Genomic DNA, 14,013 nt, shown 5'->3' with positions numbered 1-14,013 from the left:
CAAGATACCGTAATAATTATAAAAAAACTATTTATGAGTTTGCACCATGGCTCATCGCTCGGCTACACTGCTGTGGAGAAACTAAAAAAACTAAAGGTATCCCCGTGTCGTCTTTGCGCTTTAAGAACTTTCTGATGAGCACACTCATATGTGCCCCGTTATTAGTAACCGGGTGTACAACGGCAGGGGAGCCAAGCGCCCCTCCTTTAAAACCGGGGGCTTCTTCTTTTTCAGATTATCTGGTTGGCCAGTATGCCGTGCGCCACCGTCAGATGAAAGAGGCGGCTGATTTTTTGTCGTCGGCAAAAACCACGCCTGATCTCCCTGAACAGTTGGGGCAAAACTTGAACCGGCAGCTCTTTACGATTCTTGCAGGGGAAGGTCGTTTGGATGAAGCGGCTGACATTGCGCAGAAACTGACTACAGATCATCTCATGGCCCGTGTGGTCTTGATTGTTGAAGACGTTGTTAGCGGGGATATGGCACAGGCCCTGAAAGGGGCAGACGAGCTGTCTGACAAGGGGCTAGGTGCTTATATCAAGCCCTTGATCCATGCCTGGTTGATTGCGGCCAACAAGGGGGCGGATGCCGCACTGAAATCTTTGGATGGCTTTAAAAAACAAGAAGGGCTGGAAGCGCTTTATCACTTACATGCCGGATTGCTCAATCAATTTGGCGGTCAGCTGACAGCGGCAGAAACCCATTATAAAAAAGCGGCTGAAGGCCCCAATGGCATGTCCCTGCGTTTGGCAGAACTTTACGGTACGATGTTGGTGAAGCAAGACCGGATGGAAGAGGCACTGGCGGTTTATCAAGCCTATTTCAATGCTCATCCCGACTCGCTTTATATTCAGGCGGTACTGGATGACCTCAACAGTGGTGTTTTGAAAGATCGTCCGGCCATTTCGGTGCAGGACGGTTTGGCTGAAACCTTGTTTGGTTTGTCTTCGTCGTTGCGTTCGCACAGTACCCGCCAGGCCGGACTTATTATGGGACGCCTGGCCCTGCGGGTGAAACCGGATTTTCCCCTTGCGCAAATTCTGGTTGCTGAAATTCTTGAAAGTGATGAACGCTACAAGGATGCCAATGTAGTCTATGCCTTGATCCCCAAGACAAACCCTTTTTCCTGGTCGGCACGTTTGCGTATGGCATTAAACTTGGATGATATCGGCCAAACCGATGATGCAATCCAGATTTTGGAAGAGATGGTCAAACAGCATCCCGAACGTCTGGAAGCATTGGTGACTTTGGGCGATGTGTTGCGCCATCGTGATTATTTTGAAAAGGCTCAAGCCGTTTATGCCAAGGCGATTGCCTTGATCGGGGATAATGTTGGCAAACACCATTGGAATTTGTTTTATTCTCGCGGCATTACTCTGGAACGCTTGAAGCGCTGGGATGAGGCCGAACCTTTGTTCCTTAAGGCATTGGAGCTGGAACCCAAGCAGCCCTTCGTCTTGAACTATCTGGGATATTCCTGGATTGAAATTGGGCGCAATATGGAAAAAGCGCAAAAAATGATTGAAGAGGCTGTCGCCCAACGCCCGCGTGATGGTTATATCGTGGATAGTCTGGGCTGGGTGCTTTATCGTATCGGGGACTATGAAAGGGCCGTTCCCCATCTGGAACGCGCTGTGGAATTGCAACCGTCTGATCCGGTGATTAATGACCATCTGGGGGATGCTTATTGGAAAGTCGGGCGTAATCGTGAAGCGCGTTTCCAATGGTATCGGGCCAAGAGTTTGAACCCGGATGACGATATCCTTGTGATCATTGAACAGAAAATTAAAAGCGGCCTGGTTGAAGAATGACCATCACCCTGACGGCTTATGCCAAGGTCAATCTTTACCTGCATGTAACGGGTAAAAGATCCAATGGTTATCATGAACTCGATAGCCTCATTGCCTTTGCGCAAACCGGTGATGTGCTGACCTTTGAACCTGCTGATACTTTATCCTTGTCCATCACCGGGGAAATGGCTCCTTATCTGGACGGGGGCCAGGATGATAATCTGGTGATGCGTGCAGCACAGGGATTACAAAAACTGTGTAAGATTGAAGCCGGTGCCAAAATTACGTTGGATAAACGTTTACCTGTCGCAGCCGGTATTGGTGGGGGCTCAGGGGATGCGGCCACAGCCTTGAAAGGTTTGTGTCAATTATGGAATGTGTTTCCTGATCCTGTAGGAATGGAAGAACTGGCTTTATCTTTGGGGGCGGATGTTCCGATCTGCATGAAAGCCCATGCCAATCATGTGGCGGGAATCGGAGAGAAGATCACACCTTTGCCTCCGTTGCCGGAATGCTGGATGGTCCTTGTAAACCCAATGGTGGCTGTTTCGACCCCAGCTGTTTTTAAGGCGCGTACAGGTGGCTTTAGTCCATCGTCTCCTATGGTTGGGGAGTATGACTTGAAAGGCTTCTATAAAGGGCTGGCAGAACGTCATAACGATTTGATGGCGCCTGCTATTACGATTGCTCCGCAAATTCAGGATGTCTTGGTTGCCCTTGAGGGGCAAGAAGAATGTCGCTTAGCCCGCATGTCAGGCAGTGGGGCGACATGCTTTGCCTTGTTTGATACGGAAAGACAGGCACAACAGGCGCAAAAAGGCTTGAAATCAGCTTATCCTGAATGGTGGATTTCTATTGGAAAAATAATTTGATTTTTTTTTGAAATATCCTCTTGCGCTTTTAAAATTTTGGTCGTATGTTCCGCGCCACCACATTGATGGGGCATCGCCAAGCGGTAAGGCAACGGTTTTTGGTATCGTCATCCCCAGGTTCGAATCCTGGTGCCCCAGCCAAAAAGTGAGTTTTCTGACTTTTCAGAAACTTACGAGTTTTAGATAAACCTTGATATGCAAACCTGTGTTACAGGAACGTGTATCAAGGTTTTTCTTTTATGTACTATACGCTGCTCAGACATAAGACGTATTACTTCCGATGTCGAATCCCTACCGACCTCGTTGAAATCCTCCCTAAAAAGGAGGTTGTGAAAACTCTCAAGACATCTTGCCGCAAGACTGCTAAGAAAAAAGCCAGTCAATGCTATTCAATATTCTGTTTTATCATTGAGGGGGTAAGGGAATTGGTTAAGTTCAAAAATACTGATGCAGCAATTCAGTTTTATGAAGAGCAAATCAAGCTGATGGAGACCGTTCACGAAGAAGAAATGAAAGAAGTTGAGCAGGAAGCTGTTGGCTATATCAATGAGCGTGTACAGGATTTGCTTAAACTTACACGCAAGCTTGATGAACAACGCAAAATGTATCAAGAACTCCGTGACAGGGCCGCACAGCAACTTCAAAAGGGATATGACAAGGAGATAGCTGGTCTTAAGCAAGACCTGGTTCACAAGAAGTATATCAAAGAGGTTGATGTCGAGAGACGAGAAAGCAATAAGGTTATTGATGACCTAAAGAAATCAGTCAGTGAAAAAAGTGATACTGGTAAACGTTATCCCACTCTTAGTGAGTATTTTTACAATCAGTATATGCGTGAGAAAAATCTCCAGGATGACAACAAACGCCATAAGATTAATTATGTGGATGTCTTCATCAAAATCTTGGGAGATAAAAAGCTCGATAAATATGAGCGTGAGGATATCGTTGAATATATTCGTGTTTTGGAGCATTTCCCAAACACATATGGTAAATCCAAATACGACAAGGAAAGAACTGCTCAGGAAGTTCTTAAACTGGCAAAAGAGAACGATACGCCAACAATGTCGTCACCTACAATTGATAAACATATCTCTCACGTCAAAAGTGTTTTTATGGCTGCTCGTAAGTCCAAGAAATTTGCTTCTAAAGATGACATTGACGATTTGTTTGATGACGTTGATTACTCCAGCTTTGTTCCTGGTGGGAAAACACGTACAAAATGGTCAATTCAACAACTGAACGAATTGTTTCAAACGCCTCAGTGGACGGGTACTTCTTCACAAAATCAAAACAAGAGATACCTAGAGGGTAAAGAGATAATAAGGGATTCTTATTGGTGGCTTCCTGTTATGGCCCTTTACACAGGAGCAAGGCTTGAAGAACTCGCCCAACTGGAACACGATGATTTGAAGTTTACAGAAGATGGTACAGCATATCTTCTTGTTCACGACGAAGGTGAAAGACGTGTAAAAACTCCAAAATCTAAACGGCAAGTACCTGTTCATCCTGACTTAATTGAATTGGATTTCTTGAAACTTTTCAAAAAGAAGAAAAAAGGAAAGATATTTGGTGATTTAACGCCCACAGGGAGGCTTAAAAAGTATGGAGAAACATATTCAGGCCACTTCACCACATATCGCCGCCAGTGCGGCATATATGAACGCTGGAGGGATTTCCATAGTTTAAGAAGAACTTTCATTACGTTCGTCAGAAATAAAACAAATATGGATTTCCTTAAGGTTGCTGCGATTGCTGGTCACGATAGAGAACTAGCAATTGCTGAAATTCAGACCGAAGCTTACACAGATTACGATATTGATGATTTGTATAAGGAGCTCTCTAAGCTGAATTATAAGAAGCTTGGCCTCAAAATTGACCATTTGATGAAATAAACTGATTCTATATTTCCGTGTATTATGCTAACCAATACAGATAATATGGAGGTATGGAATGGGTTGCTATAAGAATGCTCAAGTGTGCTTGAATGGTCACTCGACTACGAGTGACACTGCTGGTTCTCGTGAATTGATGAGTAAATTCTGTGGCGATTGTGGAACGGAAACAATTACTCAATGCCCTAGCTGTAATAGCTCAATACGAGGAAGCTATCACGTTGAAGGTGTGATTAGTATTTGTGGATATACCCCTCCTAATTTCTGCCATTCTTGCGGAGAAGCGTTTCCCTGGACAAAAGCTAAATTAGAAGCGGCGATTGAGTTAACCGAAGAATTTGACGAACTTGATTCAGAGGAGAAAGATAAACTCAAAGGGGCACTGGACGATTTGGTTCGAGACACTCCAAAAACAGAAGTTGCTGCCCATCGGTTCAACAAGATTTTGAAGAAAGTTAGCGGTGGTGCTGGTTCTGTAATGAAAGACATCGTGGTCAGTGTTGCGAGCGAGACAGCTAAGAAAATGCTTTTGGGTTAAGGAAAGATTTTCTCAAAAGTAGCATCTACGAGAGAGAGTTTTTCATACGCAGAATGAAGGCTGATGTATTCAGAAATATTCATAACTTCGCTTACTAGCTGCTCTTCTAAATCCTCATCTTCAGGTTCAAGGTCTGGTAAATCTAATGTGTTAAACTCTAGTATTAAATCAATGTCTCCTAAATCGGGTGAAGAACTGAGATAACTTCCAAATAAATCTATAGATTTAATTTTGATTCGTGCATCCTTTACATTATTCGTCTTTTCTGCCCATTCAAGAATCTCACTCATAATTTTCTGAGCATCTTTACGTGATAATCTAGGTCTGTCCTCGAAATTAATTAGAGCCATTCCTTGGGTAGTTGGAGTTAAGGTCTCAACTTCTAACCAGCCATCTTTAACCAGGGCGTCTAAAAGATGAGTTGCCTCATTTGAGGAAATGGATAACTGAGCAATCAAAAAATCTCTATCAAATTGCTTTTTATCCAGTTCGAATTTTCCATCTATGTATTTATGCTCTATGGGTATGTCTCTGAAATTTCTGAATATATCTCTCATTTTAATAATGTCATAGCCACATACATCATTCATTGACTTCATAGATTTATTTCCCTCAATTGTAAGAATAATAAACTTTGAAAAAGATTGTTGCTTATTTAAACAACTTTAGATTACCTTGACTAAGGTGTTGATTAAAGAGATTTTTTATGCGGATTTTATTGACGTTCTTAGTAACATTGTTTGCGAGTTCACAGGCATTTGCAGCCGCTTATGTGGCTCCTGTGGTTGCCTTTGCACCGATTTCTGAATATGTAGAGGTAACGGCGGGGAATACGTGGTGGAAGCCTATTCCTGTAGGTCAAGGGGACCAGCTTCGAGCAACCGTTTATGTCTACAATAAGGTCTATGACGATGTGGATGCCTATATCTGCTCTGAAACCGATTTAAGACGCTATAACGCTGGTCAACGTAATCGCTGTCAGGGTGTGAACCGTGGCAAGCGTCAATTCCAGTTTCAATACACTGTACGCTCTCCTGAACGTCATTATTTCGTTGTGAATAATTCATTCAGTATGATGGTGAAAAAGAAAGTGAATTTCTCACTTGAAATCGCCAAGCAGTTGGATGAACAAAAACGCCAGACAATTGAAAAGCAATTGATGGGATTCAGTAATCAAATTCAGAAGACATTTGATGTTCAAGAATTTGATATTCATTTGAAGCCTTGCGGAACACAGAACGCCTATACAGGCTAAAAATGCTAATCCAGCCGCAACCCATATATGAAATGCGAATTGGTCTTTGAAGCTGTCTTTTAATAGCATTAACGCACCAATTCCAGCAGTGGAAAGAGTCAATAAGCTCTTGTCCATCTCCATTCGGTTGGTAATCCAACCGTTAAGAAATACGGAATAGAATTCGACCTCTTTCCCATCTGCAACAGGGGCTTTTACTTGTTTTTTCTTACTCATTTTTAAGGTTGCTTTATATTGTGTCCTACAATTTAAAGAGAGGGTAGCAAAACGCACAGTGAGCAACAATCAAAAATGGAATGTTAAAATTACCAATTGTTAAAAGAGACAATATTGAGCTGAGGAGTGCATCTTTCTTTTAGCAAAACCCCACCCAGCAAAAAGGGAGGAATCCCAAAATTCCTCCCATCTTTTGATTGCTTCTTTCTTTTAGTGTAAACCCCGAAAACCAAGGATATAGCTAGATTGAATATGGGAACAGCGTGCCCAAAAAGAGCACGCAAGTTGGGAATTAACTTTAGGGGGCTCATCGAAAACCAAGAAGAGCAAGGAGCACTCTGTCAATCAGATGAAGACACGCATGGGATTCTTCCTACGTGCTGTTGAAGACAAGCCCATCAATCAATACACCCGCCATGATATTCTTGATTATATCGACAAGCTGGAGCAACTACCTTCTATCTATGGCAAAAGCCCCAAGTACAAGACCATGACCTTGGAAGAGGTTTTTGCTATTGATGGTGATAGAATGTCCATCACAACGCTGGACAAGCACTTCAAGGAGATTTAGGGCTGGGTCGCGTGAAACTGCTCTCAATATGGCTATTCTGGAAGATGTTGAACTGAATGGACGCAAAGCCCAGAAGCGTAAGGTCTGGAGCAATGCTGACCTGAACAAGCTATTCCAGATGGCTTGTTCGCTGTCTATATGCCATTCGATACTGGTGATATCGCGGTAATCTTGAGTTGATCGGTATACCTGCAATAACGCCAGCACAGGCTTTCGTCCTATCCGACCTTGAATGCGTGCAACTGATTGCACCTGTGGAGCATCGAAGGTTTCATTCTGATTGAAGACACGACAAAGGCTGAAGGGTGATATTTCGATTTCGGTTAGTTCGCCCTGTTTGGTATTGAACCGGTACAGGCGTTGCTCACGATCTGGTAGGCCATCAAGCACTCGATCCAGCAATCGTGATAATTCTGGCGATGCCTTCATAAGCTCACCTTCGCATCCATAGCTTAGGGGAAGTCTGCATTTTTTCTTGTAGCGCACCGAGGAACCCTTCAGTCCTGCGATGCGCCGTGCGCCAGTGTAAAAAGCCCCGTGCAATTAACGTAGGCAAAGCTGGAAAACGTCCAGCATTGGCGGCACACCTAAACATAGGTGGGTGAAAGGTGGGTGAAACCTCGGATGCATGGGGAAAATACCCATGTAGATTCCACTTTGCTCTGATCGGCAATCTGTTAGAATAGAGACATGAAAGGAATTACCATGCCCATTACATTGAAGCCGGAAACGGAGAAACAGGTTCAAGAGAAAGTCGCCACGGGTGCCTACCCGTCGGTGGATGCTGTAGTGCTGGCTGGTCTTGATTTGCTGAATACAGAAGAAGGTAAATTCAAAGCCTTGCAAGAAGGTTTACAAGCGGCTCAAGACCAAGTGAAGGCAGGGCAATATTCCGAGTATGATCGGGACGATTTTATGCAAAGAGTCCGTAAACAGGCCGCTAAAAACAGTTAATGGCTACTCTTCGCTACGCCGATCTGGCACTGGCAGACATTGCCAGTATTTACCAATATATTTCAGAAGAAAATACACCCGCTGCCGAGGATGTTTTAGCTGGCCTAACTGATGCGTTTGAGCAAATAGCAGACACGCCGGGAATGGGACGGGAACGTGACGAGTTCGGCAAAACGATTCGCAGTTTCCCTGCAAAGAAATACGTCATCTTTTATGAAGTGATTGATGGTGGTGTGATGATTTTGCGTGTCTGGCATGGCAGCCGCGACATACGTCGGATAGAGTTTTCTTAAACTACCCCCTTCGCTCGCAACCATTTAAGTTGCTCAACACTGAACTCACACGGGTCGGTGATACTTTCTGGGATAGGGCGTGTTTCTCCAACTGAGTTTTGAAACTCCTGCGACCAATCAAATATGTCTGCCTCTATGCCTTGCTCTGCTAGAAGCTCGGCGGCTTGGCCTGAGCCTTCGAACCCGGCTTTATCTCGGTCATAGAAAAGTAATGCCCGCTTGATGCCAAGAGCTTTTAGTTTTGCTACTTGGGCTTCATAGAGCCGAGCGCCGAAGGTGGCGAGGATGTTTTTGATATCGACTTCCACACACTTGGCGACATCGAATGCACCTTCGACCAAAACCACTCGTCCGGTAGCCTTCAATTGGTTTTGTGCCGCCTCATCCAGTACGAGATTGTCGATGTTGTAGAGTTCGAGCGACGGATTGAACCCTTTGTAAAAATGCCATTTTCTTTTGACCCTCCTGTTTTTCAGTTGTCGCCCGTCCCATGTGGGAGAGCAGTGTGCGCTCTTTTAAATTCGGAGACGGTCCAGCGATTTGAAAGACAAGGCGTTTTGCCAGTGCGCCACGTTTTGCATCGAAGAATCCGCATCTCAAATAGCGGCATGTTTCCTCGCTGATTCCACGCTCCATTAAGGCAGGATGGGCAGGGTGAGCTTCGGAAACAAATCGGTTTCAATGGGTTTATTGACCTTGGAACCATCTTCCTTTTTCACCGCTTTCTTGGGCGCAGGATTTTGCCCCTGAGAATAGCCCTGATCGACAATCCACGCGGCTGCTTCGTTCAGTTTCATCACCTGCCTGCGCGTGGCATGGATGGCTTGGACGAGTTCAATCACCCCTCCGCCCGGTGTATCACGCCCCGGTGCGGCAGCGTGGGATGACCAGCAGTACCACACGCCGGGGTCTTTCATATGGAAACTGGCAGTTTTCTCATCAGGAGAAAAAGGTGAGTAACCCCAGAATTCTATCGCCGTACATTTTTTCACATCCGCGCGGACACCCAAATCATCCAAGAGGCTGCGCCAATCGCATTGATTACGAATGGCGGAAAGTTCGTCTGGATGAAAGAAGCGTTTTTTAGTCATGGAAGCACCATAGACCGGAATGTTTAAGTGCCGAACTGCACATGCAGGAAGTCTTCAGGTTTGTGCATATTATTTAGTTAAAAATTGTAAAAGTATACATATTTAAATTTTAAGTTTAGTACAAAAGGAGGCGTTAATGGATATTTCTGACGATGATTTGAAAGAGTCTTAGGCGACAAGAAACTCAGATATCAAAATTCATCTTATAGATATTGCTGATGATGAAGACGCGGTACAGAAAACACACATTTATTACCTATCAGTATTCAATGAATTTGTTGAGCAAAGCAAAGAGCACCTTGAGCGCTCCTTCACTCTTGCTCAGAGAGCAAGTTATGCCGGATTTGGGCTAATTCTTTTTGCCATCATTTATTCCATGGTAACAGGGGATAAAAACACTGCATGGATTGCTGGGATAGCTGGTGTGGTCTCACAGTTCTTAAGTGCTACAATTTTCTGGCTTCACAGCAAAACCTTGGATCAAGTTAAGGATTATTCAGAGAAAACCTTTAAATCCCAGCAAATGGTTTTTCAGTCAATGATAGAAGATAAAAACGTAAAGGAAGATTAAGATGGGCAAATGGCTTTTTATTTTACTACTGACGATTTCTCTATGTACAGACAAGGTTAATGCTCAAGACATCCATGTTAAAGATTCAGCAGTATATTGCGAAGACCCTAAAAGAAGCTGGATTGACCCAAAAATAATTCCTGTAAATTGGTTGCTAATTGAAGGAAAGGAGGAATATTTTATTCGCTTTGTTTCGGAAAAAGATTCTATTTTGAAGTCTATATATGGCTATATTGAAGATGCAAAAAACCAGCCCGTGCCAAACGGAATTCTGTGTTTCGGCTTTGGAAGCATAAACAAGACTACTTGCCCAAATTTAGACTCAGGAAATGTACCAAGTCGCATTAAGGATAAGTTAGCTGGATTTGGTATTGGTTATCACCAGCTTAGGAGTGTCCTAGAGCAAGGAGGGAAAGAAAAAGATTTAAAGTTACTGCTCCGGCTTAAAAATAGTGGTTGTGCAGGTTAATGTTCCCGCTCATCCACACGCCCCGGCATCCGCCCACGGCCTAGCTGCGCATACCGTTCCGTCCGTGAAGCCCATTCCTCCGCTCTGTGTTCTTCAATCTTTTTACCCCGGCAACCGGAGCGGTAGCCATCGTTATATCCGCGAATGAAGTTGGTGGTATAGGCCGACCCGCCCAACAGAGCTTTCCAGAAAGACGGACGCCGGCGTTGTTCTTTCCCTGCGCGGGCATCCCGATCCCCACAATCCAGTCCTTCCTGATAGGCTTTTCCTGCAAACATGCTGACCTCCGTATCAGGCCAGTGTAGCAACCTTTCTTTTTCCTTCACCGCTAATTTTCTTGGGAGAGCAATGAGCAAAAGAGCGGTGAGGTTTAGCGATGATCTGTGAGGGTGCAAGTTTGGGATTCTGCACAGAGCATTGTGAAGGCAATGACTTTGTGACTACAATCCCTGAAACTTGCCAAGGGGAACGCCCCTTTGGATAACCTGATTATCCCCAACATTTTAACGGCAGAGGATTGCTCGCTTGTCATCACTGATACATCTGGCGAGCTATTTCAGCAAACGTCCGGCTATTTAAAATCACAGGGCTATGAGGTGCAAGCCCTCAACCTGATCAACCCTTCTTATGGTTTTCGATACAACCCGCTTGCCCATGTAAAAAACGCGATGGATGCAGAACACATTGCCCATATTATTGTGAATGCCGCGGGTGGACATACTTCCGAGCCGATATGGGATGATGGCGCAAAACGCTTAATCCGCATTCTGACCCAAGCCGTCAAAAATGCGAAAGGTGAGGTAGCAACACTTTCGGATGTAGTTTATTGGCTCAATAATTTCGATGCCCATAGCCGTGGCGGCGCGTTGGATGACTTTGTTATTGAGAATACGCAAGAAGACAGGGCTACGTTTGAAGACTACAAGGGCTTCACCAAAACCGCACCGGAAAATATGATGTTGTCTTTCGTTTCGACTGCTGCGACCGCTTTGTCGCTGATTGGCAATCCAGATCTTTCCCGATTGTGTTGTCATCAGGATTTTGACTTTCAAGCGATGAAGGATAGGAAAATAGCACTCTATGTGATGGTCAGGCAGCAGGATATGGGAACCTTCTCATTTCTCCTGTCCCTTTTCTATACGGAACTGTGCAACGCCCTGTTGACGGAAGTGAGAGGCCGCTTGCCCGTGTATCTGATGTTGGATGAATTCGGACACCTGACGATTCCGGGCTTCCAAACCTTTCCGACAACGGCGCGGAAATAGCGATCCAGTGCGGTGCTGTAATCCGCAGTATGCAATGACTTGGTGATTTCCGTCAGGCCGATTTGTGATCGTATTGATGACGGTACACGGCGGCGATAATGCCATATGGTGCCACGACGGAATAGGCATGGAAGTTTATGGATGCACCCTGATTATGCTGAGGAGCGTCAAAAAGACCAGCCGAACATGAAAGCTCTGGCCGCTGCGATGCGTGCTCAATGGATCATTTATGATGAGGTCAAGACGGAAGACCTGATGCACCGATATCCTGCCGGTCAGGTCAAACTGGTTCGAAAGATGAGCAAGAGGTTTGCCAAACTCTCACCGTCAGAGCAGCTACAGGCATATAATTCCGTTGCTCCTGAACATATGACGTTTGATGAAGCCAGAAAGATCGGCAACCTGAAATTCACGGAGAAACATCTCAAAACAGTTGATACTTCCCGTGAAGGCTATGGTGTCAACAACACCGATGATAGCCCATACCGGGCAATTAATGGCAACAAGTATTATGTGAAGTTCCAAGATTGGTGGAGGAAGGAAGAAAAGACCCGGATCACTTTCCTGACCACTGAATATCGTATTATCCGGGCCATGGAGAATATGCCCAACGGACCTCTGGTTTTGAACTTCGACAGACCTGACCTGTTTGACCGGAATGAAATTACACTCAACCTCATTCTGGATAATCGGGCCAACCGTGAGAAAACGGATGAACTGGTCGCGGACATGAAAGAGAAACACCCGAATGGTGCGATCATCACCAATATGTCTGATGATGACGATGCTACAACCCATGACACTGCCAAGGGGTCCAATTCCTTCAATCAGGATGGCATCAAGAGCGTCACAGCCATTTACCACATGCTGTCACCCAACCAATATGAACAGTTGTTGATTGAGAATGCTGTGTTCGGCACCAAGGATATGGTGAAGCTCTTTCATCTGGATCAGTTTAATCAGACATCAGGCCGTAGCTTGGGCTTTCGCCATAACCCCAACATCACAACACAGGCCATCATGTCAAAGCGTCTCTGGCGTGAGATCGGAATATCGATTGAAATGAATAGTCGGTACCGGGTGCGGTTAGTGCAGAACAATGTCGATTGACAACATATGTCACCTGATGACATAATCCATCCATGGCAAAAGCGAAAGAAATTTACCGAAACAGGTACGACTTCCAAGACGGGGCCTTTATGCAGGCTGTTATATGGGAAGTGCCAACGCCGGTACCGCCATCAGAGCATTCTTTCAAATACAGCCTGTTTTATGGGCGAAAAGGCCAACGCATTGTTTGTTATGATAACGAGCGTGGCAAAGGCGATCACAAACACATCAACGAAGTCGAATACCCATATCAATTCGAAAGCGTAGAAAAGCTGGTCCAAGATTTTTTGGCAGATGTAGAGGAGCAAAGAAATGACTAAAACGCAATTTCATGTCGAAACCGTCGAAGACTTCGGTCAGCGTTTTATTGATGCTTGGAAACGTGCCGAGAAAGGTGAGGATTTCGTTGAACGCCATCACTCGTTCGAAAGCTGGGAAACCATGCAAAGCGTTCTTTCAGCGAAGCGTATAGAGATGTTGAAGTATCTACGCACCCATCAGGAAAAATCAATTAAATCCTTGGCCGAACATATCCAACGCGATTACCGTCGCGTCCATGAAGATGTCCAGATTTTACGTGGTGCCGGTTTGATCTCGCAAGAAGGTCTGCGTGTTGAGTGCGACACCATTTCCACGGAAATCGCACTCTAACCTTTTTCATCCAAAGGGGCCTCTCAATTTTCTCCCGCAAGTAATTGGACCAAGCTCTCAAGATGAGCCAGATCAAGGTCTGAATAGGACCTGCATCTATAATCGCAATCCTTTGATTTTTCCTGTGAGCCATGGAGGGCGTTTTGAAGGGCATCAAGGTCAATGGTGATGATATTACCAGCATCGACCTTTGTTTTCACATTCCAAATTTGTGCTGTAACGCCGTTGTCAAAGCAACTTCCACTGCTAATTTCTTCAATCTCTTCAATATTGCAGCAATCAAGATCGTGGGGAACTATAAGTCGTCCGGTGACTTTGATTTGGTAGATATCATCAAACAGGGTGTCTGTTTCCAACGTAGACACCAAGATACTGTGACCGCCCAACTCGACCTTTGGTGAAAATAACTTTGGTACTGTATAATCCTTCAGGAAATGCCGATTTTGCTTCTTGGTAATTTCCATGAATACCTGTC

General features: G+C 44.9%; 19 protein-coding genes and 1 tRNA gene. 15 read left to right on the top strand and 5 right to left on the bottom strand.

The features are described from left to right. Nucleotides 1-134 precede the first annotated feature (134 nt). The 5 genes from E4K71_RS13900 (at nucleotide 135) to E4K71_RS13880 (ending at nucleotide 5,092) form a co-directional block, all read left to right on the top strand. A complete protein-coding gene (locus E4K71_RS13900; RefSeq protein ID WP_167730563.1) occupies nucleotides 135-1,811 on the top strand; it encodes a tetratricopeptide repeat protein in 1,677 nt (558 codons plus the stop codon). Further along, nucleotides 1,808-2,662, top strand: coding sequence for a 4-(cytidine 5'-diphospho)-2-C-methyl-D-erythritol kinase (locus E4K71_RS13895; protein ID WP_135080588.1), 855 nt, complete (start codon nucleotides 1,808-1,810; stop codon nucleotides 2,660-2,662). Before E4K71_RS13900 ends, E4K71_RS13895 begins: the two co-directional genes overlap by 4 nt. A 66-nt stretch (nucleotides 2,663-2,728) precedes the next feature. After that, nucleotides 2,729-2,803, top strand: a tRNA-Gln gene (locus E4K71_RS13890). A 188-nt stretch (nucleotides 2,804-2,991) separates the two neighbouring features. Continuing rightward, nucleotides 2,992-4,554 (top strand): hypothetical protein, encoded by a 1,563-nt coding sequence (locus tag E4K71_RS13885; protein ID WP_167730561.1) that lies wholly within the window; start codon nucleotides 2,992-2,994, stop codon nucleotides 4,552-4,554. Nucleotides 4,555-4,612: 58 nt separating this feature from the next. After that, nucleotides 4,613-5,092 carry a DUF2321 domain-containing protein gene (locus E4K71_RS13880; RefSeq protein ID WP_135080584.1) on the top strand — a complete coding sequence of 160 codons (480 nt, stop codon included), beginning with the start codon at nucleotides 4,613-4,615 and terminating at the stop codon, nucleotides 5,090-5,092. Here the strand turns inward: E4K71_RS13880 and E4K71_RS13875 are convergent. Further along, the gene (locus E4K71_RS13875) at nucleotides 5,089-5,691 is read right to left on the bottom strand and encodes a hypothetical protein (RefSeq protein WP_135080583.1); all 603 of its coding nucleotides are present in this window, start codon (nucleotides 5,689-5,691) and stop codon (nucleotides 5,089-5,091) included. The genes E4K71_RS13880 and E4K71_RS13875 overlap by 4 nt on opposite strands. Nucleotides 5,692-5,798: 107 nt before the next feature. Between E4K71_RS13875 and E4K71_RS13870 the strand changes: the two genes are divergently transcribed. The 4 genes from E4K71_RS13870 to E4K71_RS13855 all read left to right on the top strand — a co-directional run bounded on the left by E4K71_RS13870 (nucleotide 5,799) and on the right by E4K71_RS13855 (nucleotide 8,381). Further along, nucleotides 5,799-6,347, top strand: a complete 549-nt coding sequence (locus tag E4K71_RS13870; protein ID WP_135080581.1) for an emp24/gp25L/p24 family protein — start codon at nucleotides 5,799-5,801, stop codon at nucleotides 6,345-6,347. 577 nt (nucleotides 6,348-6,924) lie between these two features. Next, a complete protein-coding gene (locus E4K71_RS13865) occupies nucleotides 6,925-7,134 on the top strand; it encodes a hypothetical protein (protein WP_135080579.1) in 210 nt (69 codons plus the stop codon). A 705-nt stretch (nucleotides 7,135-7,839) separates the two neighbouring features. Next, on the top strand, nucleotides 7,840-8,088 hold the full coding sequence (locus E4K71_RS13860) for a type II toxin-antitoxin system ParD family antitoxin (RefSeq protein ID WP_167730559.1): 249 nt from the start codon (nucleotides 7,840-7,842) through the stop codon (nucleotides 8,086-8,088). After that, nucleotides 8,088-8,381 carry a type II toxin-antitoxin system RelE/ParE family toxin gene (locus tag E4K71_RS13855; protein WP_135080575.1) on the top strand — a complete coding sequence of 98 codons (294 nt, stop codon included), beginning with the start codon at nucleotides 8,088-8,090 and terminating at the stop codon, nucleotides 8,379-8,381. The genes E4K71_RS13860 and E4K71_RS13855 overlap by 1 nt, the downstream gene beginning before the upstream one ends. On the opposite strand, the gene E4K71_RS13850 is transcribed toward E4K71_RS13855, so the two are convergent. Next, on the bottom strand, nucleotides 8,378-8,728 hold the full coding sequence (locus E4K71_RS13850) for a toprim domain-containing protein (protein ID WP_167730557.1): 351 nt from the start codon (nucleotides 8,726-8,728) through the stop codon (nucleotides 8,378-8,380). The two genes, E4K71_RS13855 and E4K71_RS13850, sit on opposite strands and share 4 nt — an antisense overlap. Nucleotides 8,729-9,016: 288 nt before the next feature. After that, nucleotides 9,017-9,472 carry a hypothetical protein gene (locus E4K71_RS13845; RefSeq protein WP_135080571.1) on the bottom strand — a complete coding sequence of 152 codons (456 nt, stop codon included), beginning with the start codon at nucleotides 9,470-9,472 and terminating at the stop codon, nucleotides 9,017-9,019. A gap of 190 nt (nucleotides 9,473-9,662) precedes the next feature. On the opposite strand from E4K71_RS13845, the gene E4K71_RS18600 reads away from it, so the two are divergent. Then, nucleotides 9,663-10,043, top strand: coding sequence for a hypothetical protein (locus tag E4K71_RS18600; protein ID WP_346504521.1), 381 nt, complete (start codon nucleotides 9,663-9,665; stop codon nucleotides 10,041-10,043). Nucleotide 10,044: 1 nt separating this feature from the next. Continuing rightward, the gene (locus tag E4K71_RS13840) at nucleotides 10,045-10,512 is read left to right on the top strand and encodes a hypothetical protein (RefSeq protein ID WP_135080569.1); all 468 of its coding nucleotides are present in this window, start codon (nucleotides 10,045-10,047) and stop codon (nucleotides 10,510-10,512) included. Here E4K71_RS13840 and E4K71_RS13835 read toward each other — a convergent pair. Next, on the bottom strand, nucleotides 10,509-10,790 hold the full coding sequence (locus E4K71_RS13835; protein WP_135080567.1) for a hypothetical protein: 282 nt from the start codon (nucleotides 10,788-10,790) through the stop codon (nucleotides 10,509-10,511). The genes E4K71_RS13840 and E4K71_RS13835 overlap by 4 nt on opposite strands. A 198-nt stretch (nucleotides 10,791-10,988) precedes the next feature. Between E4K71_RS13835 and E4K71_RS13830 the strand changes: the two genes are divergently transcribed. The 4 genes from E4K71_RS13830 to E4K71_RS13815 all read left to right on the top strand — a co-directional run bounded on the left by E4K71_RS13830 (nucleotide 10,989) and on the right by E4K71_RS13815 (nucleotide 13,538). After that, nucleotides 10,989-11,777 (top strand): type IV secretory system conjugative DNA transfer family protein, encoded by a 789-nt coding sequence (locus E4K71_RS13830; protein WP_167730555.1) that lies wholly within the window; start codon nucleotides 10,989-10,991, stop codon nucleotides 11,775-11,777. 141 nt (nucleotides 11,778-11,918) lie between these two features. Beyond that, nucleotides 11,919-12,887: a hypothetical protein gene (locus tag E4K71_RS13825; RefSeq protein ID WP_135080563.1), complete on the top strand. Its 969-nt coding sequence runs from the start codon at nucleotides 11,919-11,921 to the stop codon at nucleotides 12,885-12,887. A gap of 32 nt (nucleotides 12,888-12,919) precedes the next feature. Next, the gene (locus tag E4K71_RS13820; RefSeq protein ID WP_135080561.1) at nucleotides 12,920-13,207 is read left to right on the top strand and encodes a DUF6516 family protein; all 288 of its coding nucleotides are present in this window, start codon (nucleotides 12,920-12,922) and stop codon (nucleotides 13,205-13,207) included. Continuing rightward, complete coding sequence (locus tag E4K71_RS13815; RefSeq protein ID WP_135080559.1) at nucleotides 13,200-13,538, top strand: hypothetical protein; 339 nt, start codon at nucleotides 13,200-13,202, stop codon at nucleotides 13,536-13,538. The genes E4K71_RS13820 and E4K71_RS13815 overlap by 8 nt, the downstream gene beginning before the upstream one ends. Nucleotides 13,539-13,561: 23 nt before the next feature. Here the strand turns inward: E4K71_RS13815 and E4K71_RS13810 are convergent, their stop codons facing one another. Next, complete coding sequence (locus tag E4K71_RS13810; protein WP_135080557.1) at nucleotides 13,562-14,002, bottom strand: hypothetical protein; 441 nt, start codon at nucleotides 14,000-14,002, stop codon at nucleotides 13,562-13,564. Between the last annotated feature and the right edge of the window lie 11 nt (nucleotides 14,003-14,013).

The sequence above is a fragment of the Terasakiella sp. SH-1 genome (assembly GCF_004564135.1).
Taxonomy (GTDB): domain Bacteria; phylum Pseudomonadota; class Alphaproteobacteria; order Rhodospirillales; family Terasakiellaceae; genus Terasakiella.
This window is presented reverse-complemented; position numbering and strand designations above follow the sequence as displayed.